The 20,948-nt window shown below is 62.6% G+C and carries 17 protein-coding genes; 16 read left to right on the top strand and 1 reads right to left on the bottom strand.

Annotation, left to right across the window (positions count from 1 at the left end; genetic code table 11):
* Positions 1 to 166: 166 nt before the first annotated feature.
* Positions 167 to 1,033, bottom strand: coding sequence for a fumarylacetoacetate hydrolase (locus H0W47_RS07360; RefSeq protein WP_296922490.1), 867 nt, complete (start codon positions 1,031 to 1,033; stop codon positions 167 to 169).
* Positions 1,034 to 1,251: 218 nt separating this feature from the next.
* Between H0W47_RS07360 and H0W47_RS07355 the strand changes: the two genes are divergently transcribed.
* The 16 genes from H0W47_RS07355 (at position 1,252) to H0W47_RS07280 (ending at position 20,945) form a co-directional block, all read left to right on the top strand.
* Entirely contained in the window at positions 1,252 to 2,307 is a 1,056-nt protein-coding gene (locus tag H0W47_RS07355) for a GTP-binding protein (RefSeq protein ID WP_296922488.1), read from the top strand.
* A gap of 311 nt (positions 2,308 to 2,618) precedes the next feature.
* Positions 2,619 to 3,680 (top strand): RNA polymerase-binding protein DksA, encoded by a 1,062-nt coding sequence (dksA, locus tag H0W47_RS07350; RefSeq protein ID WP_296922486.1) that lies wholly within the window; start codon positions 2,619 to 2,621, stop codon positions 3,678 to 3,680.
* A 34-nt stretch (positions 3,681 to 3,714) separates the two neighbouring features.
* The gene (locus H0W47_RS07345) at positions 3,715 to 5,547 is read left to right on the top strand and encodes an STAS domain-containing protein (protein WP_296922483.1); all 1,833 of its coding nucleotides are present in this window, start codon (positions 3,715 to 3,717) and stop codon (positions 5,545 to 5,547) included.
* 400 nt (positions 5,548 to 5,947) lie between these two features.
* Complete coding sequence (mraZ, locus tag H0W47_RS07340; RefSeq protein WP_296922479.1) at positions 5,948 to 6,376, top strand: division/cell wall cluster transcriptional repressor MraZ; 429 nt, start codon at positions 5,948 to 5,950, stop codon at positions 6,374 to 6,376.
* Positions 6,377 to 6,379: 3 nt separating this feature from the next.
* Positions 6,380 to 7,303: a 16S rRNA (cytosine(1402)-N(4))-methyltransferase RsmH gene (rsmH, locus tag H0W47_RS07335; protein ID WP_296922476.1), complete on the top strand. Its 924-nt coding sequence runs from the start codon at positions 6,380 to 6,382 to the stop codon at positions 7,301 to 7,303.
* Between the two features lie 37 nt (positions 7,304 to 7,340).
* On the top strand, positions 7,341 to 7,631 hold the full coding sequence (ftsL, locus tag H0W47_RS07330) for a cell division protein FtsL (protein ID WP_296922473.1): 291 nt from the start codon (positions 7,341 to 7,343) through the stop codon (positions 7,629 to 7,631).
* Positions 7,628 to 9,361 (top strand): penicillin-binding protein 2, encoded by a 1,734-nt coding sequence (locus tag H0W47_RS07325; RefSeq protein ID WP_296922470.1) that lies wholly within the window; start codon positions 7,628 to 7,630, stop codon positions 9,359 to 9,361. Before ftsL ends, H0W47_RS07325 begins: the two co-directional genes overlap by 4 nt.
* Entirely contained in the window at positions 9,361 to 10,857 is a 1,497-nt protein-coding gene (locus tag H0W47_RS07320) for a UDP-N-acetylmuramoyl-L-alanyl-D-glutamate--2,6-diaminopimelate ligase (protein WP_296922467.1), read from the top strand. Before H0W47_RS07325 ends, H0W47_RS07320 begins: the two co-directional genes overlap by 1 nt.
* Positions 10,854 to 12,245 carry a UDP-N-acetylmuramoyl-tripeptide--D-alanyl-D-alanine ligase gene (gene murF / locus H0W47_RS07315; protein ID WP_296922465.1) on the top strand — a complete coding sequence of 464 codons (1,392 nt, stop codon included), beginning with the start codon at positions 10,854 to 10,856 and terminating at the stop codon, positions 12,243 to 12,245. Before H0W47_RS07320 ends, murF begins: the two co-directional genes overlap by 4 nt.
* Positions 12,235 to 13,413: a phospho-N-acetylmuramoyl-pentapeptide-transferase gene (gene mraY, locus H0W47_RS07310; protein ID WP_296922462.1), complete on the top strand. Its 1,179-nt coding sequence runs from the start codon at positions 12,235 to 12,237 to the stop codon at positions 13,411 to 13,413. Before murF ends, mraY begins: the two co-directional genes overlap by 11 nt.
* Positions 13,410 to 15,269 carry a UDP-N-acetylmuramoyl-L-alanine--D-glutamate ligase gene (gene murD, locus H0W47_RS07305; RefSeq protein ID WP_296922459.1) on the top strand — a complete coding sequence of 620 codons (1,860 nt, stop codon included), beginning with the start codon at positions 13,410 to 13,412 and terminating at the stop codon, positions 15,267 to 15,269. The genes mraY and murD overlap by 4 nt, the downstream gene beginning before the upstream one ends.
* Positions 15,266 to 16,519, top strand: a complete 1,254-nt coding sequence (gene ftsW / locus H0W47_RS07300; RefSeq protein WP_296922456.1) for a putative lipid II flippase FtsW — start codon at positions 15,266 to 15,268, stop codon at positions 16,517 to 16,519. Before murD ends, ftsW begins: the two co-directional genes overlap by 4 nt.
* Before the next feature lie 160 nt (positions 16,520 to 16,679).
* On the top strand, positions 16,680 to 17,756 hold the full coding sequence (gene murG, locus H0W47_RS07295; RefSeq protein WP_296922453.1) for an undecaprenyldiphospho-muramoylpentapeptide beta-N-acetylglucosaminyltransferase: 1,077 nt from the start codon (positions 16,680 to 16,682) through the stop codon (positions 17,754 to 17,756).
* Complete coding sequence (gene murC, locus H0W47_RS07290) at positions 17,753 to 19,186, top strand: UDP-N-acetylmuramate--L-alanine ligase (RefSeq protein ID WP_296922450.1); 1,434 nt, start codon at positions 17,753 to 17,755, stop codon at positions 19,184 to 19,186. Before murG ends, murC begins: the two co-directional genes overlap by 4 nt.
* Positions 19,183 to 20,157: a D-alanine--D-alanine ligase gene (locus H0W47_RS07285; RefSeq protein ID WP_296922447.1), complete on the top strand. Its 975-nt coding sequence runs from the start codon at positions 19,183 to 19,185 to the stop codon at positions 20,155 to 20,157. The genes murC and H0W47_RS07285 overlap by 4 nt, the downstream gene beginning before the upstream one ends.
* A complete protein-coding gene (locus H0W47_RS07280; RefSeq protein WP_296922444.1) occupies positions 20,154 to 20,945 on the top strand; it encodes a cell division protein FtsQ/DivIB in 792 nt (263 codons plus the stop codon). The genes H0W47_RS07285 and H0W47_RS07280 overlap by 4 nt, the downstream gene beginning before the upstream one ends.
* Positions 20,946 to 20,948: the final 3 nt, after the last annotated feature.

Raw genomic sequence — 20,948 nt, 5'->3', positions numbered from 1 at the left:
GCCCTATCGGATATATACCTCCGGCAGAAGCTGAGGCAAACTACTACCGGCAACTCGCCAGTCAAGCCTCCACGGTGGAGGCATGACTTAAACCAAACAGCCTCCATGAAACCCGGGGCGATTCAACCTGGCTTTGCGAAAGCCGATGGCCCCAAGCTAAGGCGGACTATTGGCGAAATTGCACCCAGACCGGCGCGGAGCCTTCCAAGCCCTTGTAGTCCACGACGAATCGTGTGCCTGCTTTGGGCGGCCTCACAGGAGGGAAAGTGCCAAGCGAAAGAAACTGCCCCGGTTGCACGCGAATCCCCTGGCGGTTGAGCTCTCGCACCAGCCAGAGCGCGGCGTTCAGAGGATGGTCCAGCAGGTCGGAGCCGACACTTTCGCCAAGCGTCACGCCGGCGCCGTCGGCCATGACCAACTTCATCTTGACCAGTGACTCTTGCAGACTTGCACGTTGCTCGGGTTCTTGCGGTACAGCAACCGGAACACCCATGACGCCCAGGCGCGCCGCCAAGTTGATCGCGCCAAGAGAATGGGCGTTCAGCTTGAGAGGGGTCTTCACGAGCATGTCGGGCAACTCGATGAAGGGAATGACTTGGTCAAGTGCCTTTAGGACATCATCAATTGTCTGGGCCGTGTTGATTTCAGCGCTGCCCACGCGAACCAGGAGGTCTGCCTCTACGGTGGGCTGGGCACCAAACGACGCACTGACCGCGGATCCATTGGGCAGCAGCATGCCCTCGTAGAGGGTTCCCCACTGCGGGGTATCGGCCCGAAACGCCCTGCGAATGGCGGCATTGGTCAGGCCCACCTTGTAGCCAATGACCGCGCCATGCCGCTGGGAAAGGGCCTTCTGGTATTGCAGCCGGCTGCATTCGCCGGTGGCTGCATCCATGAGCGGCAAGTCAGGTGCCGCCGTTCGCGCGTAGAAATGGGACACCAGTTCTGCGGCCTGCTCGGCGCTAAAGCAAGCCGGCTGGGACATGGCTGCCGCCGTCCAAAGCAGCAAAAACGTTGCGATGTATTTCTTCATGAATATCCCCCGATATCGCGGCAGAAACGCTGCCGCCAGCAGCTGTAGTCATTCCATCATAGACCTGCGCGGACGGGGAAATAGTAGTAAGCATTCAGCCCCACTGACCTGCGGGAATGCCGGGCGCAGGACTTTCGCCCTTGACTTGACCGCTAAACTCCCCACCTTGGCTACACCACCATCTTCTCTTCCCATCTGATCTGCTTTTTAGGCGCACCATGAGTTTGATTCCTGTGACCATCCTGACCGGCTTTCTGGGCTCGGGCAAAACCACGCTGCTCAAACGCATCCTGACCGAGGCCCACGGCCAGAAGATCGCCGTCATTGAAAACGAATTCGGCGAGGAGAACATTGACAACGAGATCCTGGTCAACGATACCGAGGAAAACATCATCCAGATGAACAACGGCTGCATCTGCTGCTCGATCCGCGAGGACCTGCGAGAGACACTGCAACTGCTGGCCGAGAAAAAGCGCAAGGGCCTGCTGGATTTCGAGCGTGTGGTGATCGAAACTACCGGGCTGGCCGATCCGGGCCCGGTGGCGCAGACCTTCTTCATGGATGAAGAAATAGCCGAGCAGTACTTGCTGGACTCCATCCTGACGCTGGTGGATGCCAAACACGCGGCGACCCAGCTCAACGATCGCCAGGAGGCGCGCCGCCAGGTCGGTTTTGCCGACCAGATCTTCATCAGCAAGTCCGACTTGGTGGCCGCCGATGAAGTGCAGGCGCTGATGCACCGCCTCAAACACATGAACCCGCGCGCGCCGCAAAAGGCCGTGCATTTCGGCGAGGTGGCGATTGCCGACGTGTTCGACCTGCGCGGCTTCAACCTGAACGCCAAGCTCGACATCGATCCGGACTTCCTAAAGACCGACGAACACGACCATGCGCACCATGACCACGCCGAGGGCGACCACTGCGACCACCCTTCACATGCGCACGACCACGGGCATGGCCATCACCACCACCACGATGACGACGTCAAGAGTTTTGTGTTCCGCTCGGAGCGTGCGTTCGACCCGGCCAAACTCGAAGATTTCCTCGGCGCCATCGTCAACATCTACGGCCCGCGCATGCTTCGTTACAAGGGTGTGCTGCACATGGAAGGCACCGAGCGCAAGGTAATTTTCCAGGGGGTGCACCAGCTCATGGGCAGCGACCTCGGGCCGGTCTGGGCGGAGGGCGAGCAGAAGAACAGCAAGATGGTGTTCATCGGCATCGATTTGCCCAAGGATATTTTTTTGCAGGGCCTGGAGCAGTGCCTGGTTTGAGGTAGGCTGTCCACACATTGCCTTTGAAGGCGGGAGGGCCCCATGTTTGTCTCCATTCTCCAACGTTCAGGTTCAGGAAAGTCCGGCCATCCCGGCGAGCCGCTACAATCGCGCGCCGACTTCAGTACCCGGGCGTCGCAATCAGGACGGTCCGGGGAAACAGTCAGGGTAAGTACTGGCCTGAAAACTGCGGGGACGGCGGCAGACAAACCAGACAATCAGGTAAAAGACAGGCAGGGACCGGCCCAACCGGTCCCGCCCGGAATCAGCATGCGGGCTATCCCGAAGCTGCTTCCCCGAGGAGACACGTTGTGAAAGCTCTAGCGAAAAAGTCCAAACCGCCTGCCAAGGCTGCTGCAAAATCTGCCGGCAAACCCAAAGCTGCTGCCAATCCAGCGAGCAAGGCCAAAGCTGCGCCCACCAAGGCCGTGCCAGCCAAAAAAGCAGCCAAACCGGTCGCCAAAAAAATTGCGGTGAAGGCCCAGCCTGCCGCCAAGCCCGTACCCGCCAAGAAAGCACCGGTCGCCGCCAAAAAACCGGCGCCCCCTAAAAAGGCCGCCACGCCTGTTGTCAAACCCGCGGTCAAACCGGCCAAACCTGTCACCAAGCCGGCATCCAAGCCAGCTGCGGCCGGCAAGGCCACCGCCAAACCTGAAGAAAAAGTCATCATCAAAACGATTCCCAAAACGGCTGCGGCCCCAGCCGGCAAGGCCGCGCCCAGCCCGTCCTCCATCGCTGCGGCGCCTGCGCCGCTGCAGACACCGGCTCTGAAGCCTGGACGCCGCGCCTCCGTTCGCAGCTCGTCGTTCGCCCCTCCACCTGCGCCCATGGTCCCCACTCATTCGCCTGACGCTGCCAAGGCCAGTTATTCGGCCATTGCCGAGCGTGTGATCGCGCCGCCTCCCCATGTGGCGGCCAAGAAAGATCCCAAGCTCGCCAACAACTGGAAAATCAAGCCTGCCGACCAGTTGACGGATGAGGAAGTAAAGGCCATGCCCGACTCCGAGTACATGAACGAGAAGCAGCTCGCCTTCTTCCGCTACAAGCTGTCCCTGCTCAAGCAGGACATCCACAACAGTGCCGGTGAAACCACCGAGCACCTGCGCGAAGACACGGTGGTGGTGCCGGATCCGGCCGACCGCGCCACCATCGAGGAAGAACATGCACTGGAGCTGCGTACGCGCGACCGCGAGCGCAAGCTGCTCAAGAAGATCGAGCAGTCCATCGCCCGCATCGATTCCGGCGACTACGGCTACTGTGACGAAACGGGTGAGGCCATTGGCGTGGGGCGGCTGATTGCCCGTCCTACGGCCAACCTGTCGCTGGAGGCGCAGCAGCGCCGCGAGCTCAAGCAAAAAATGTTCGGTGACTGAGTTCTTTTCCTTTCACCCCATCTGACCGTCATTCATGGCCAAAGAAGACACCACCCCCGGCTTGTTGTCAAAAGTCGTGAAGTTCGTCCGTAATCCGGCAACGAACTGGTCTGATCTGGACAACCGGGAATCCGGCCGTGACGATGCGGTGAGCAAGCAGTTGCTCAAGGAAATGATCGAGCGCAAACGCCGCAATGACTTTGTGCGCAAGCGCGAATTCGACATGCTGCGCAAGATGCGCAAGCGTGAAGCCATGACCGGCCAGGATCCAGGCGCCCGGCCGTCCTTCTTCCAGAGCAGCATGCCGTCCAAGCCTGACGACCGTGCAGTGACCCTGAAGAAAATCGACGAAATCGAAGCGCAGATGTCGATGCAGTGGTGGAAGACCAAACATGGCACTGCCTCGACCCTGAGCGCCATGACAGCTTCGCCGGTGCCGGCAGCGCCCGCGCCTGCGGCGCCGGGCAATCTCAGCGTCCATGCGCCCCTGCTGGACAACGCGCTTCCGGCCAACTATGCACAGACTGCCCCGAGCGAACTGACCGCAGCGCTGGCCAAGGTCAAGGGCGGCGGGGCCAGCCCCGGTGCGGCGACGCCGCCTGTGACGACTGAGAGGGTGAGCCTGCCGCCCGCGCCAGCTGCCGCCCCCGCAGCAGCGTCACAGCCCCGGCCGACCAGTTCCCAGCCTATTTCGGCGCTGTCGCGAGATGACACCCCCTCAGGCTTTTCCGCTTCCAAGTTTTCCGTAGTGGACGGCGCGGAAGTGGCGCACGATCCGGAGCTGGAAGAAGCCTCGATCCGTTTTGCCAACGGCGATGACGCAGGCGCAGAGTCCGGTCTGCTCGAAACCCTAGGCCCCCAGGGCAGCCGTGCACAACACGCTGACACCTGGTTGGCCCTGTTCGATCTGTACCGGGCCACTGGCCAGCAGGATAAATTCGAACATCAGGCCATAGAGTTCGTTGGGCGGTTTGACCGTTCCGCGCCGCAGTGGTATTCCATGCCCGACATGGTCAAGCAGCTGACCAGCCCGACTGCCCCGTTGCCGGGCAATGGCCCAGCCGCCGATTGGATCTGCCCGTCCGGGCTCGGTATCCAGACGGTTGCCGCGTTGACCGCCGCCCTGGCCCGTGCGCCCATGCCCTGGCGTCTGGACTGGCACAACCTCAAGAGCATCGATCCCGGCGCCGTGGAGCCGCTTGGCAAGGTCTTCAGCGGCTGGGCCGCGCAGCCGGTACAACTGCGATTCATTGGCGCCGCGCAGTTGCAGCAGGTACTGCAGAGCGCAACACCCTCGGGTGTGCGTGAAACCGCCCAGTCATGGTGGCAACTGCGGATGGAAGCCTTGCGCGTGACGCACCAGCCCGACGAGTTTGAGTTGACCGCGCTGGATTTTTGCGTGACTTACGAGGTGTCCCCACCGGCCTGGGACAGTGCGCGCTGCGAGTACAAACCGCTGGACCCGCACGGCGCCGCAGTCAGCGGGCAAGCCATCATTGGTGATGTCTACCGTGATTCCGCGCCCTCCAGCATCAGCAGCGCCATGGATGGCGATACCCAGATGGACGGAAATTCGCAGATGCACAACCTGTTCGCGGTGGAGTTGTCCGGACAGATCGAAGGCGATGCCATCGATGTGCTGGACAAGCTGGAGGCAAAGCTGATGGGCGCCGACATCATGGTCATCTCATGCGCCAAGCTGATCCGCGTTGATTTCTCGGCCGCAGGAACCCTGCTCAACTGGGTCTCGGCGCGAGAGTCGGAAAATCGCGCTGTGCAGTTCACCGAAGTGCACCGGCTGGTAGCGGCATTTTTCCATGTGATCGGTATCTCCGAACATGCCCGGGTGTTGACACGCATCGACTGACCCGCTGTGTCGTCTTGGGCCTCGCCTGTCGCCGCTGATAACCTGAAGCGGGCACGGGCTCTGTCCCGCCAACACTCCCCCCAACACCCTCGCGGTTTTATGCTGCCGGCGCTACGCGCGCTTTTGCTGCAATCCCTTGCGGGTCTCACTTCCCAGCGTCTTTCTGTCTGCCCTCGATGATCCTTGCCCTCAGGGGCTGGCTTGAGACAACACTTTCATTACGTCATCTAAGTGCTTAATTTAGAACGTGTTTTGATTTTTCGCGCTTTGAAATTGCATTCTAAGTGCTTGATTTCATTGAAAAAATTTGTTGCAAAGCCCTTGCACCTCAAAACTTTCCTGATAAAGTGGGAAAAAGTGCAATTTAGTGGTGAAAAGTGTTTCTCAAAGGTTTTTAACAGTGTTTCAAGGCGCGTCTTCTGTGGCTCTCGATACCAAGGGTCGGCTTTCTGTGCCGACCCGGTACCGTGACGTTCTCAGCGCCACTGCTGCCAGCCAGCTCACCATTACCAAACACCCCCACGGTTGCCTGATGATATTCCCGCGCAACGAGTGGGAAAAATTTCGCGAACGCATCGCTGCCCTGCCCATGGAAGCACAGTGGTGGAAGCGGATTTTTCTCGGCAACGCGATGGACGTCGAAATGGATGCCAGCGGCCGCGTGCTGGTGTCGCCCGAATTGCGCTCTGCTGCGGGAATCAGCAAGGACACGGTGCTGCTCGGCATGGGCAGCTTCTTCGAGCTCTGGGACGCGGCGACCTACGCGGCCCAGGAGACCGAACAGATGAAAGGCCCCATGCCCGATGTCTTCAGAGACTTTTCATTCTGAAAGATGGCGGTGCAAGAAACATGGACACATCGCACCGTCTTGTTGAACGAAGCAGTCACTGCGCTTCACATCCAACCGGACGGCCATTACATCGACGCGACTTTTGGTCGAGGCGGACATTCCCGTCTGATTCTTTCGCAGCTCTCGTCGCAGGGCCGGCTGACCGCCTTCGACAAGGATCTGGAGGCGGTTGCCGAAGCGAAGACCCTGAACGATGCGCGCTTCGTCATCCGCCACGAAGGTTTCCTGCACCTGGCCGAGCTGCCTGTCGGCTGCGCGGCCGGTGTCCTGATGGACCTGGGCATCAGCTCGCCGCAGATCGACAACCCGGCGCGCGGATTTTCGTTCCGCGGCGACGGCCCGCTGGACATGCGCATGGACACGACGCGCGGCCAGAGCGTGGCGGAGTGGCTGGCCGATGCAGAGACTGAGACCATTGCGGAGGTGATTCGTGAATATGGCGAAGAACGGTTTGCTGGGCAGATTGCAAAGGCGATTGATCGTCGCCGACAGGAACGGGGCCCTTTTGGAACCACCGCTGAGCTGGCCGAAGTCGTGGCTGGCGCGGTCAAAACCCGCGAGCCGGGCAAGGACCCTGCAACGCGCACATTTCAGGCTTTTCGGATTTTCATCAACGCCGAGCTTGAAGAGCTGCAACAGGCGCTAGAGGCTTCTCTGAAAGTGCTGCAACCGGGAGGACGTTTGGTGGTGATTAGTTTTCATTCGCTGGAAGACCGCATCGTCAAGCAATTCATCGCCGGACATTCGCGCGAGGTTTATGACCGCCGTGCCCCTTTTGCAGCGCCCAAGCCAATGCGGCTGAAGGCCCTCGAGCGCATCAAGCCCGGCGACGATGAAGTTGCCGCCAACCCGCGTTCGCGCAGCGCGGTCATGCGCGTGGCGGAACGCACTGAGGTGGCTGCATGAGCACTGTGGTATCCAAAGCGACAGGCGTGGGGGCCTTATGACACGGCTGAACCTAGTGCTGTTGATTGCTGTGTTGTTCAGCGCTTTGTACGTGGTACATACGCAGTACGAGTCGCGCCGTCTGTATGTGGAATTGGAAAAGACGGCAGCGTTGAGCCGCAAGCTTGAGGCCGACAGGGAGCGCCTGCAGGTTGAAAAGCGTGGCCAGGCCACGCCCCTGCGTGTGGAGCAGATTTCCAAGGAGCGCCTGCAGATGCGCACGGCCACCCCGGCCATCACCGAGTACGTCCGCTACAAACAGGTACCTGCGGGCGAGGTGCGTCCGTGAGCAGGAGCGTTCTCTACTCTTCCAGCCCGCTGCTAGCGAGCAAGACACCGGTCTGGCGCAGCAAGCTGATCGTGGCGGGCATCGCGCTGGCCTTTGCCGGTCTGGCCGGCCGCGCGGCCTATGTGCAGGTCATCGGCAACGACTTCTTCCAGCGCCAGGGCCAGGTGCGCTTCGCGCGCACCCTGGAGTTGCCGGCCAACCGCGGGCGCATTCTGGACCGCAACGGCCTACTGTTGGCCACCAGTGTGGTCGCCCCCAGCATCTGGGCGATTCCTGAAGATGTGGATGCCAACCGTGCGCAACTCGGTGAACTTGCGCGTCTGCTGGAGATGCCGGTTGGCGAACTGAATAAAAAACTGGCAGATGAGGACAAGACTTTTGTCTGGATCAAGCGGCAGGTAGACGAACCCATTGCCCAGAAAATCCATGCCCTGGGCCTCAAGGGAATTTACCAGCGCAAGGAGTACAAACGCCAGTACCCTGAAGGCGAAACCGCTGCGCATGTGGTCGGCTTCACCAACGTGGAAGACCGGGGTCAGGAAGGGATCGAGCTGGCTTTCAACAAGGAGCTCGCGGGCAAGGCCGGGTCGCGCAAGGTGATCAAGGACAGGCTGGGCCGCGTGGTCGAGGACGTCGGCGAGCAGGTCCCGCCGCTTGAAGGCAAGGACATTCAGCTCAGCCTGGACAGCAAGGTCCAGTTTTTTGCCTATCAGAAGTTGCGCGATGCGGTTATTGCACGCAAGGCCAAGGCGGGCAGCGTGGTGGTGCTCGACACTGTCACCGGCGAAGTTCTGGCGCTGGCCAATTACCCGAGTTATGTGCCGAACAAGCGGCAGAACCTGACCGGCGAACAGCTGCGCAACCGCGCGATCACCGATACTTTTGAGCCGGGTTCAACCATGAAGCCGATCACTGTTGCCATGGCGCTGGAAGCCGGCCGCATTAAACCGCGAACCCTGGTGGATACCGGCCCCGGCCGTTACAGCATAGGCGGCTTCACCATCAGCGACACCCACAACTACGGCACGCTGACGGTGGAAGGCGTGATCCAGAAGTCAAGCAACGTCGGCGCTCTCAAGATCGCGCAGAAGATGAGCCCGCACGAGATGTGGGACACCTACACCGCACTCGGTTACGGCCAGAAGCCGCAGATCCAGTTTCCCGGTGCGGTCACCGGGCGACTCAGGCCCTGGAAAAGCTGGCGGCCGGTGGAGCAGGCGACCATGTCCTATGGCTACGGCATGTCCGCCTCATTGTTTCAAATGGCGCAGTCCTATACCCCCTTTGCCCATGACGGGCAGATCATTCCGGTCACCATGCTCAAAAGCAACGAGCCGGCGGTGGGCATCAAGGTGTTTTCCGCCGACAACGCGCGCGCCATCCGCAAAATGCTGCAGATGGCGGCAGCGCCGGGCGGTACCGGCCCCCTCGCGCAGACCGTTGGGTACTCCGTCGGCGGCAAGTCGGGCACTGCACACAAGCAGGTTGGCAAGGGTTACGCCAGCAACAAATACCGCGCGTGGTTCACCGGCATGGCGCCCATCGAAAACCCGCGCATCATCGTCGCGGTGATGATCGACGAGCCCAGCGACGGCAAGTATTTTGGCGGCGTGGCCGCCGCGCCTGTTTTCAGCGAAGTGGTGCAGCAGACTTTGCGCATGATGGGTGTGCAGCCGGACATGAGTGTGAAGCCACAAATTGTCTTGAGCCCCGTCGAGGAATCCTTCTGATGGAACAATTGCAGACCCCCGAGCTGGCGGCGCAGTGGCTGCGCCAGCGCGTCAGCGGCAGCCTCTGGTCCGACAGCCGCAAGGTGGGGGCGGGCGACGGCTTCATCGCCTGGCCGGGTACGGCCACTGATGCGCGCCGCTATGTGGCGGGTGTGCTGGATGCCGGTGCCCAAGCCTGTCTGGTCGAGCGGGACGGTGTTGAACATTACGGTTTCTCGGATAGCCGCGTAGCGGCTTACCCCGGGCTGAAGCTGGCTACGGCGCCAATTGCTGCTGAATTTTTCGGCCACCCCAGCCGTCAGCTGGACCTCCTCGCAGTGACCGGGACCAACGGCAAGACCTCCACCGCCTGGTGGTTGGCGCAAGCCCTGGAGCGGCTTAAACGGCCTTGCGGTGTGGTGGGTACCCTGGGCATGGGCCAGCCGAACGCGATGGTGTTCAACGGGCTGACAACGCCCGATCCGGTGCTGCTGCAGCAGCAGTTGCGGCGTTGGGTCGATGCAGGCTTTGCAGCATGCGCGCTGGAGGCATCGTCCATCGGCATTGCCGAACACCGCCTCGACGCGACAGCGATACGCGTGGCCATTTTTACCAACTTCACCCAGGATCATCTCGACTACCACGGGGACATGGGCTCTTACTGGGCGGCGAAGGCAGGCCTGTTTGGCTGGCCTGGCTTGAAGGCTGCGGTGGTCAACATTGATGACATTAAAGGTGAAACATTGGCCTCGACTCTGGGCGGCTCGGACCTTGATGTCTGGACGGTGTCCTGCGCTGCACCGGCCCGTTTGAGGGCTCATGCCGTCCACCAGGGCGAGGGCGGCATGAGCTTCGACGTGCTGGAAGACGGGTCCTGCCATCGTCTGTCCACGGGCCTGGTCGGGCTGTACAACGTGTCCAATCTGCTGGGTGTGATGGCGGCACTGCGGGCTTTGGGCCTTCCCTTGGTCGACGTTGTGCAGGCTTGCACCAACCTGTCCCCAGTGCCCGGGCGCATGGATGCGATATCGGTGCCAGGCAGGCCGCTGGTGGTGGTCGACTACGCGCACACGCCGGATGCACTCGAGAAGGTGCTGGGCGCTCTTCGGCCGCTGGCCGACGGGCGTGCCGGTCGGCTGTGGTGTGTCTTCGGTTGTGGCGGTGAGCGCGATGCCGGCAAGCGACCGTTGATGGCTGCCGCCGCTGAAAAAGGCGCTGAGCGTGTGGTGGTCACCAGTGACAACCCGCGCAGCGAAGACCCGGCGGACATCATCCACCAAGTCCTGAAAGGCTTCAACCGCAGCGAGGGGGTCGAGGTGCAACCGGACCGCGCCTTGGCGATTTTGCAGACGGTCGCCCGCGCGAGCGCCGGCGACGTGATCCTGATCGCCGGGAAAGGGCATGAGAACTACCAGGAAAGTGCCGGCATCAAGTTGCCGTTTTCTGACAAGGCGCAAGCCGAAGCGGCCTTGGGTCAGGGTGCCAGCGCCCAGGGTGCCATGGGAGGCCTTGCATGATGACCCTGCAACAGGCCATGCAATGGCTGCCTTCGGCGCGTCTGGTGGGCGATGGCGCGTTGCCCTTTGACCGGGTTCACAGCGATACGCGCAGCCTGCGCCCGGGCGACCTGTTCGTGGCGCTCAAAGGGGAGCGTTTTGATGCGCACGATTTTCTGGCGCAGGCAAGCGCGCAGGGGGCCGTGGCGGCGCTGGCTGAGCGCGGCCTGTCTGCAAGCCAGCCGGGCCTGCTGGTTGAGGATTCCCTCAAGGCGCTGGGTCAACTGGCGGCGGGCTGGCGTTCGCAGTTCAGGCTGCCGCTGATTGCAGTAACCGGCAGCAATGGGAAAACCACGGTGACGCAAATGATCGCGTCCATTCTGCGCGCCTGGAAAGGCGACGCGGCCTTTGCGACTGAAGGCAACTTCAACAACGACATCGGCCTGCCGCTGACCCTGCTGCGTTTGCGTGCAGGCCATGCAGCCGGAGTGGTCGAGCTGGGCATGAACCATCCCGGTGAGATCGCATATCTGGCCGCATTGGCCCGGCCCACGGTGGCGCTGGTCAACAACGCCCAGCGCGAACATCTTGAATTCATGGCCACCGTTGACGCCGTGGCCCGTGAAAATGGTAGCGTGATCGAAGCGCTGCCCGACTCGGGGATCGCGGTGTTTCCGGCCGATGAGCCCTATACGCCGCTTTGGCAAGCCGCTGCAGCGTCGCGCACAGTGCTCACTTTTGCCGAAACGGGTGAGGCCGATGTGACGGGAGCAGCGCGCTGGAGCGGCAGCGCCTGGCAGGTGCACGCCACCACGCCGCAGGGTGCGCTGGATTTCTCGCTGCAGGTGGCGGGCCGTCACAACGTCAAGAACGCCCTTGCCGCCATTGCGTGTGCGCTGGCCGCGGGGGTACCTCTGGCCGCCATCTCCGTCGGCTTGTCCGCCTTTTCCCCCGTCAAAGGTCGCTCGCGCGCCCTGCAGCTCACGCTGGCCGGCCGCATGATTACCTTGATTGATGACAGTTACAACGCGAACCCGGATTCTGTCCGTGCAGCAGTCGATGTGCTGGCCGAACTGCCTGGCCCACGTCTGCTGGTGCTGGGCGACATGGGAGAGGTCGGCGATCAGGGCCCGGCCTTCCATGCCGAAGTGGGTCTGCACGCGCGGGAGCGAGGCATTGAACAGCTGTTCACCCTGGGCGACCAGTCCGGTGGGGCCGCCACAAGCTTTGGTGCTGGCCGGCATTTTGGTGCCGACCTGGCGGCGCTGCAGGCGGCAGTCGCGGCGGCGTTGCCGGATCTGGGCAGCGTGCTGGTCAAGGGTTCGCGTTTCATGAAGATGGAGCGCGTCGTGGAGGCGATTGCCGCCAGCGGACAAGAACGACAAGAGGAAAACAAGAATGCTGCTTAGCCTTGCCCAATGGCTGCAAGCCATGTCACCGGAATTCGGCTACTTCCGGGTGTTCCAGTACCTGACTTTTCGCGCCGTGATGGCCGCGCTGACGGCTCTGCTGATCGGCCTGATTGCCGGCCCGTTTGTGATCCGCCGCCTCACGCACCTGAAAATCGGGCAGCCCATCCGTGAGTACGCGATGCAGACCCATTTGAGCAAAAGCGGCACGCCGACCATGGGTGGTGTGCTGATTCTTCTGTCCATCGGCATCTCGACCCTGCTGTGGTTTGACCTGAGCAACCGCTTTGTCTGGATCGTGTTGATCGTCACTCTGGGTTTTGGCGCCATTGGCTGGGCCGATGACTGGCGCAAGGTCGTGCACAAGGACCCGGAGGGCATGCGCTCGCGGGAAAAATACCTGTGGCAGTCAGTGATCGGATTGCTGGCGGCGCTTTATCTGGTGTTCAGCATTTCGGAAAGTTCGAACCTGCGGGTACTCGAGCTGTTTTTCAGCTGGGTGCAGTCCGGCTTTGACGTGAACCTCCCGCCCAAGGCCGGCTTGCAATTGCCTTTCTTCAAGGAAATAAGTTATCCGCTGGGGGTGTTCGGCTTTGTACTGCTGACCTACCTGGTCATCGTTGGCTCCAGCAACGCAGTCAACCTGACCGATGGGCTCGACGGTCTGGCCATCATGCCCGTGGTCATGGTGGGCTCGGCTCTCGGCGTGTTTGCTTATGTCACAGGCAGCGCGGTGTATTCGAAATACCTGTTCTTTCCGCACATCCCCGGCTCTGGCGAATTACTGATTTTCTGCTCGGCCATGGCCGGTGCCGGTCTGGCCTTTCTGTGGTTCAACACTCACCCTGCGCAGGTCTTCATGGGCGACGTCGGCGCACTGGCCCTGGGTGCTGCACTGGGAACAATTGCAGTCATCGTTCGCCAGGAAATCGTGCTCGCCATCATGGGCGGCATTTTTGTCGCGGAGGCGGTGTCGGTCATGCTGCAGGTGATGTATTACAAGTACACCCGCGCGCGTTACGGCGCTGGCCGGCGCCTGTTCAAGATGGCGCCGCTGCATCACCATTTTGAAAAGAACGGCTGGAAGGAAACGCAGGTTGTTGTGCGTTTCTGGATCATCACCATGCTGCTGTGCCTGGTCGGCCTGTCTACGCTGAAACTGCGATGAACCCCGAAGAACCCATCCAGCCCGGCGACCTGCCAGAACTCCCCCCTGAGGTCGTGGAGCAGGCACCCATGCCTGCTCCCGAGTCCGGGCCGGCAGAAGAACAGACTGCAGCAGATGCCGCGCGGGTAGCCCCCGCAGCGGGCGGCAGAACCGTTGTGCGGCCCCTGCCCGAAAGCCTGACTGCCGCGCGTGATGCCGCAGCCTTTGTGGCCCAGTTGTTTGCCGAGGTGAGCACGCCGGAGGCTGCACCGCTGCTTCCCACACTCGAACTGTTACCAGCGGCTGATGCGGCTTTGCCGGCCGACGATGTGCACGGGCTGCGCGAGGCTGCAGTGGCTGGCGCGGCGGCGACGCTCTCGCTCCAGGGCCAACACGTGCTCGTGCTGGGCCTTGGGGCTTCGGGCCTTGCCATGACGCGCTGGTGCGTGCGGCAGGGCGCCCGTGTGACGGTGGCCGATACCCGCGAGGCACCGCCGCAGCTGACCCGGCTGCAGCAAGAGTTATCGCAGGTGGAGCTTCGTGTGGGGGCCTTCGACGCTGGCCTGATCGACGGTCAGGACATCCGCGCCGTTTTTCGCAGCCCGGGCCTGTCGCCAGAGATGGTCGCGCCGGTCTGGCAGGCGGCACAAGGGATGGGCTTGCCGGTGGGCGGCGAGCTGGATCTGTTCGCGCGCGCGCTGGAACAATTGCGGGCCGAACGCGGCTATGCACCGAAAGTGCTGGCGATTACCGGTACCAATGGCAAGACCACCACCACGGCGCTGACCGGTCAGCTGGTGGCCCAAGCAGGCAAGACGGTGGCGGTGGCCGGCAACATAGGCCCCAGCCTGCTGGATACGCTGGCCGGGCACATTGACGCCGGGAGCTTGCCCGAGGTCTGGGTGCTGGAGCTGTCCAGCTTTCAGCTCGACGGTGTACAGGGCTTCGAACCCACCGCCGCCACCGTGCTGAACCTGAGTCAGGACCACCTGGACTGGCACGGCAACATGGCAGCTTACGGGGCGGCCAAGGCGCGTGTCTTCGGCAGCAAGGCCTTGCTGGTGCTCAACCGCGATGATCCGGCGGTGATGGCCATGCTTCCCGAGCCTGTGCGTGTGAAGCTGCAGAAGCCGCGATGGCGTGAGTATCTGACCTTCGGCCTAGGCATGCCGCAACGCCCGGGTGACTTCGGTATCGAAACCGTCAATGGCATGGCCTGGCTGGTGCGTGCCGCAGAGGCCGATGAAACCGTCAAGCGCCGCAAAGACGAAGAAGTGGTGCTGCACATCCAGCGCCTGATGCCTGTGGAGGCGATGCGCCTGCGCGGCCGCCACAACGCGACCAACGCGCTCGCCGCGCTCGCACTGGCCGGCGCAGCAGGGGGAACCATGGCCGCCATGCTGCACGGCCTGCGCGACTACGCCGGCGAGCCGCACCGCGTTACGCCGGTGGCGGTGGTCAAAGACGTCGAATATTTTGACGACAGCAAGGGCACCAATGTGGGTGCCACAGTGGCAGCGCTGACCGGCTTGGGCACTGAACGCAAGCTGGTGCTGATTGCGGGCGGGGACGGCAAGGGTCAGGATTTTTCGCCCCTCGCAGACCCGGTGCGCCGGTACGCGCGTGCTGTGGTGCTGATCGGACGGGATGCGCCACAAATCCGTGCGGCGCTTGAGGGCACAGGCGTGAGCCTGCTGGGCGCCGATTCCATGCAAGCTGCGGTTGAACTGGCCGCAGCTCAGGCCCAAACCGGCGACGCCGTGCTGATGTCGCCGGCTTGCGCAAGTTTTGACATGTTCGACAACTATGGGCACCGCGCTCAGGTGTTTTGCGACGCGGTCCAGGCGCTGGCGCACGATGCAGGGGTGGTGTCTTGACCGTCGCCACACGTATTGCCAGCTGGTTCTCGGGGCTGGGAGGCTCGGCCACGGACGGGCTGCCGGTGCGTCTGGGCGGCCAGGGGAGATCGCGTACAGCCTCTGCGCCGGTACGCATGTCAGGTGTGGACCAGTCGCTGATCTGGGTCACGTTGGCCTTGTTGGTCTGGGGCTTGGTGATGGTCTATTCCGCGTCTGTCGCCATGCCGGACAACCCGAAGTTTGCGCGTTACGCGCACACCCACTTTCTGCTGCGCCACGCGCTGTCGCTGGGCGTAGCTTTTGCCGTGGCCCTGCTTGCCTTTCAGGTGCCGGTGGCGACCTGGGAAAAACTCGCGCCCTGGCTGTTTGTGGCCTCACTGGTGCTGCTGATGCTGGTGCTGGTTCCCTTCATAGGAAAAGGAGTCAACGGCGCTCGCCGCTGGATCGCGCTGGGTTTCATGAACTTCCAGCCTTCCGAACTCGCCAAGTTTGCGGTGTTGCTGTATGCCGCCGATTACATGGTGCGCAAGATGGAAGTCAAGGAACGCTTCTTCCGTGCGGTCATGCCCATGGCTGTGGCCATTGGCATCGTGGGCCTGCTGCTGCTGGCCGAGCCGGACATGGGCGCCTTCATGGTGATTTCGGTGATCGCCATGGGCATTCTCTTTCTTGGCGGCGTCAATGCCCGCATGTTTTTTGTCATCGTCACTGTGGTGGTAATCGCGTTCGCGTTGATGGTGATGCTTAGCGATTGGCGCCGCGAGCGGATTTTTGCCTACCTTGATCCTTGGAGCGACAAGTACTCGATGGGCAAGGGTTACCAGCTCTCGCACTCGCTGATCGCCTTTGGTCGTGGCGAAATTTTTGGGGTGGGCTTGGGCGGCAGTGTCGAGAAGCTGCACTGGCTGCCAGAGGCGCACACCGACTTTCTCCTCGCGGTGATTGGGGAGGAGTTCGGCTTTCTGGGTGTGCTGTGTGTGATCGGCGCCTTCATGTGGATGACACGCCGCATCATGCATATCGGCCGCCAGTCGATTGCGCTGGACCGCCTGTTTGCCGGCCTGGTGGCGCAGGGTGTGGGTATCTGGATCGGCTTCCAGGCCTTCATCAACATGGGCGTGAACCTGGGCGCACTGCCAACCAAGGGCCTGACCCTGCCACTCATGAGTTACGGGGGCTCGGCGATCCTGATGAATCTGATCTCGCTGGCGGTGGTGCTGCGTATTGACTATGAAAACAGGCTTTTGATGCGCGGGGGGCGCGCATGAAAAGCCTGTTTCACCAAAACTGGCTTGGCGCGCAGCGCCCCAAGGCGCAAAGCGGCTTGGTTGATGCGCGGGGGGCACGCTTGAAAAGCCTGTTTCACCACAATCGATTGAGCGCGCAGCGCTGCGGCGCGTCAGCGCCGTTGATGAGGGGAGGGCGCAGTTGACCAAATGCGCGCTCATCATGGCCGGTGGCACCGGCGGCCACATATTCCCGGGTCTGGCCGTGGCCGAGGCTTTGCGCGAGCGCGGCTGGCGCGTGCACTGGCTGGGCAGCAAAGGCACAGCTGAACGCCCCAGCATGGAAAGCCAGCTGGTGCCGCCGCGCGGTTTTGCCTTTGAAACCATAGATTTTTCCGGCGTGCGCGGCAAGGGCCCCGTCACGCTGGCCTTGCTGCCCCTGCGCCTGCTCAAGGCCTTCTGGCAAAGCATCGTCGTGGTGCGGCGGGTCCACCCCGATGTGGTGGTGGGCCTGGGCGGTTACATCGCTTTTCCGGCCGGCATGATGAGTGTGTTGCTGGGCAAACCGCTGGTGTTGCATGAGCAAAATTCGGTGGCCGGCATGGTCAACAAGGTACTGAGCGGTGTCGCCGACCGGGTGTTCACGGCTTTTCCGGGGGTGCTGAAAAACGCCCTGTGGGTGGGCAACCCACTGCGGCCTGCCTTCACGCAGCAGCCGGATCCGGCGAGCCGCTTTGCCGGTCGCAGTGGTCCCCTGAAGCTGCTGGTGGTCGGCGGCAGTCTGGGGGCGCAGGCGCTCAACCGCATTGTGCCGCAGGCCCTCGCGCTGATCCCGCCGGATCGGCGACCCCATGTATTGCACCAGAGCGGCGCCAGCCAGATCGACGAGTTGCGCGAGAACTACCGCGCCGCCGGCGTACAGGCCGAACTGACCCCCTTCATCGAGGACACCGCGGGTGCCTTCGCGGAGGCCGACCTGGTGGTGTGCCGCGCGGGCGCCAGCACCGTGACTGAAATTGCTGCCGTCGGTGCTGCCGCGCTGTTCGTGCCCTTCCCGGCGGCGGTGGACGATCACCAGACCCGCAATGCAGCCTTCCTGGTGGACCAGGGCGGCGGCTGGCTGGTGGCGCAGCAGGCGCTGACCCCGCAATACCTGGCCGATATGCTACAAAAAACAGAGCGCTCTACGCTTGTAGAGCGTGGGCTACAGGCCAAAAAGATGCAAAAAACAAATGCCACCGCCGAAGTGGTGGCCGCTTGCGAGGAACTGGCGTCATGAAACACGCGATCAAACACATTCACTTCATCGGCCTGGGCGGTTCCGGCATGTCCGGCATCGCCGAGGTGCTGCATAACCTTGGCTATGTGATATCAGGCTCCGACCTTTCCAACAGTGCCACCCTGCGCCGGCTGGCCAGTCTGGGCATCAAGACCTTTGTCGGCCACGCAGCGGACAACCTGGCCAACGTTGATGCCGTGGTCACCTCCACAGCGGTGCAGGCCGACAATCCAGAGGTGTTGGCGGCGCGCGAAAAACGCATCCCGGTGGTGCCGCGCGCGCTGATGCTGGCCGAACTGATGCGCCTGAAGCAGGGCATCGCGATTGCCGGCACGCATGGCAAGACGACAACCACCAGCCTGGTCGCCAGCCTGCTGGCCGAGGGGGGGCTGGACCCTACCTTTGTGATCGGCGGCCGGTTAAACAGCGCTGGCGCCAACGCCAAGCTGGGCTCGGGCGACTACATTGTGGTCGAGGCCGACGAGTCCGATGCCTCCTTCCTGAACCTGTTGCCGGTCATGGCGGTGGTCACCAACATCGACGCCGACCACATGGAGACTTATGGCCACGACTTCGGCAATCTGAAGAAGGCTTTTGTCGATTTCCTGCACCGCATGCCGTTTTACGGAACCGCCATTCTGTGTACCGACGATGCAGCCGTACGCGACATCGTGCCGCAGGTGTCGTGCCCGGTCACCAGCTATGGCTTTAATGAGGACGCGCAGGTGCGTGCGGTGGATGTAAAGGCGGTGGACGGTCAGATGTTTTTCACGGTGCAGCGGCGCAATGGCGTGACCCTGCCGGATATGCCGGTGGTGCTGAACCTGCCCGGCGACCACAACGTACTCAATGCTTTGTCGGCGATAGCGGTCGCGGCGGAACTCAACATCCCCGATGTGGCGGTGCAGAAAGCCCTGGCCGAGTTCAAGGGCGTAGGCCGGCGCTTTCAGCGTTATGGCGAAGTGGCCGCGCCTTCGGGCGGCAGCTTCACGGTGGTGGACGACTATGGCCACCACCCTGTGGAAATGGCCGCAACCCTGGGCGCCGCGCGCGGCGCCTTTCCGGGTCGGCGCCTAGTGCTGGCTTTCCAGCCGCACCGCTTCACCCGCACGCGCGACTGCTTCGACGACTTCGTCAAGGTTATCGGCCAGGCCGACAGCGTGCTGCTGTCCGAGGTGTATGCCGCAGGCGAGGCGCCGATTGTGGCGGCCGACGGCCGGTCGCTGGCGCGTGCGCTGCGTGTGGCCGGCAAGGTCGAGCCGGTGTTTGTCGATGACATCGAGGCCATGCCGCAGGCGATTGCCGACAACGCACTCGACGGCGATGTGGTGGTGTGCATGGGCGCCGGCACGATTGGCGGCGTTCCCGCACGATTGCTGGAGTTGCTACAAAAAACAGAGCGTACTACGCAGGAAGGACAAGGGCTGTGAGCCTGAAAGCATCAAATTTCGGGAAGGTGGCGGTGCTGCTGGGTGGGCGCTCGGCCGAACGCGAGGTCTCGCTGATGTCGGGTCGGGGTGTGCTCGATGCGCTGCGGTCACGCGGTGTGGATGCCCATGCTTTTGATCCTGCCGGGCGCGACATCGGCGAGCTCAAGCGTGAAGGCTTCCAGCGCTGCTTCATCGCGCTGCACGGCCGCTTTGGCGAAGACGGCACGGTGCAAGGGGCGCTCGAGCTGATGGGCATTCCGTACACCGGTTCCGGCGTGATGGCTTCCAGTATTTCCATCGATAAGGTCACCACCAAGCGCATCTGGCTGGCCGATGGTCTGGCGACGCCGAAATACATGCTGCTGCGACGCGGCGCGTTTGAGCGCAAGCAGGTGGTGGCCGTGCCCGATGAACTGGGCCTGCCGCTGATCGTCAAGCCGGCGCGCGAGGGCTCGTCGATCGGCGTGGTCAAGGTCGAGGGCTACTCCGGCATGGTGGGAGCGGTGGAACAGGCTGCGCAGCTCGATGCTGACGTGCTCTGTGAACAGTTCATCAGTGGCGATGAGGTGACCTGCCCGGTGCTGGGCAGTGGTGACGATGCCCGGGCGCTGCCAGTGATCCGCATCGTGGCGCCCGAAGGCAACTACGACTACCAGAACAAGTATTTCACCGACACCACCCAGTATCTGGTGCCCTGTGGCCTGCCTGCGGGCGAGGAAGCGGCCATCCAGGCCATGGTGCTGCAGGCTTACCGTGTGCTGGGTTGCCGCGGCTGGGGCCGGCTCGACGTGATGATTGATGCAAAGACGCGCAAGCCCTACCTGCTGGAGATCAACACCTCCCCTGGCATGACCAGCCACTCGCTGGTACCGATGTCGGCGCGTGCTGCCGGCATCAGTTACGAGGACCTCTGCCTGGAAGTGCTGCGCAGCGCCAGCCTCGATCACCCGCCGGAGGGGAGCGCTCCATGAACCAGAGCCTGCCCGCACCGATGGACGTCCGGCTGATGAACATCGTCTCCCTGCTGCTGGGGCTGGCGTTTTTCGGCATGCTGGCGGCTCTTGGCATCGGGTGGCTGGTTCAGCAGAACCTGTTCCGGCTCACGGCCATCAAGGTGCGCGGCGACCTGAGCCACAACAACGCAGTCACCTTGCGGGCCAATGTGGTGCCCCGGCTGAATGGCAATTTTTTCACGGCAGACCTGGACCGCGCACAAGCGGCCTTCGAGTCGGTGCCCTGGGTGCGACGGGCCCAGGTGCAGCGCGAGTTTCCCAACCGCCTGAGCGTCGTGCTGCAGGAACACAGGGCGGTCGCCTACTGGGGCCGGGAAGCCGACGCCCAGCTCGTCAATACCTACGGCGAGGTGTTTGAAGCCAACCCGGGCGATGTCGAAGCCGATGACCTGCCGCTGCTCAGCGGCCCCGAGGGTCAGGCCGCGCTGGTGCTGGACGCGTACCGCCGCTTGTTGCCCCTGTTCGAAAAATTGGATGCGCAGATCGAGCTGCTGGAGCTGACCAGCCGGGGCAGCTGGCGCACCCGGCTGGACGACGGGGCCACGCTGGAGCTGGGCCACGGCGCCATGGAAGAGATTGAAAGCCGCGTGGCGCGTTTTGCCGCCACGCTCACGCAGGTGGCTGGCAAATTTGGCAAACCACTGGAGTCGGCTGATTTGCGGTACAGCAACGGCTACGCGATCAAGCTGAGGGGGGTCACCACCACCGTGCTGGCTGACAAGGACAACGCGAAAGCAAAAAGGTAAAGA

It is taken from the genome of Polaromonas sp. (assembly GCF_013817205.1).
GTDB lineage: Bacteria > Pseudomonadota > Gammaproteobacteria > Burkholderiales > Burkholderiaceae_C > Polaromonas.
This window is presented reverse-complemented; position numbering and strand designations above follow the sequence as displayed.

Excerpts from the sequence above, each read along its gene's own strand:
- H0W47_RS07360 (WP_296922490.1), bottom strand. The coding sequence starts at position 1,033 with ATGAAGAAATACATCGCAACGTTTTTGCTGCTTTGGACGGCGGCAGCC.
- murF (WP_296922465.1), top strand. The coding sequence starts at position 10,854 with ATGATGACCCTGCAACAGGCCATGCAATGGCTGCCTTCGGCGCGTCTG.
- mraY (WP_296922462.1), top strand. The coding sequence starts at position 12,235 with ATGCTGCTTAGCCTTGCCCAATGGCTGCAAGCCATGTCACCGGAATTC.
- H0W47_RS07320 (WP_296922467.1), top strand. The coding sequence starts at position 9,361 with ATGGAACAATTGCAGACCCCCGAGCTGGCGGCGCAGTGGCTGCGCCAG.
- H0W47_RS07355 (WP_296922488.1), top strand. The coding sequence starts at position 1,252 with ATGAGTTTGATTCCTGTGACCATCCTGACCGGCTTTCTGGGCTCGGGC.
- ftsL (WP_296922473.1), top strand. The coding sequence starts at position 7,341 with ATGACACGGCTGAACCTAGTGCTGTTGATTGCTGTGTTGTTCAGCGCT.
- murC (WP_296922450.1), top strand. The coding sequence starts at position 17,753 with ATGAAACACGCGATCAAACACATTCACTTCATCGGCCTGGGCGGTTCC.
- H0W47_RS07345 (WP_296922483.1), top strand. The coding sequence starts at position 3,715 with ATGGCCAAAGAAGACACCACCCCCGGCTTGTTGTCAAAAGTCGTGAAG.
- rsmH (WP_296922476.1), top strand. The coding sequence starts at position 6,380 with ATGGCGGTGCAAGAAACATGGACACATCGCACCGTCTTGTTGAACGAA.
- murD (WP_296922459.1), top strand. The coding sequence starts at position 13,410 with ATGAACCCCGAAGAACCCATCCAGCCCGGCGACCTGCCAGAACTCCCC.
- H0W47_RS07280 (WP_296922444.1), top strand. The coding sequence starts at position 20,154 with ATGAACCAGAGCCTGCCCGCACCGATGGACGTCCGGCTGATGAACATC.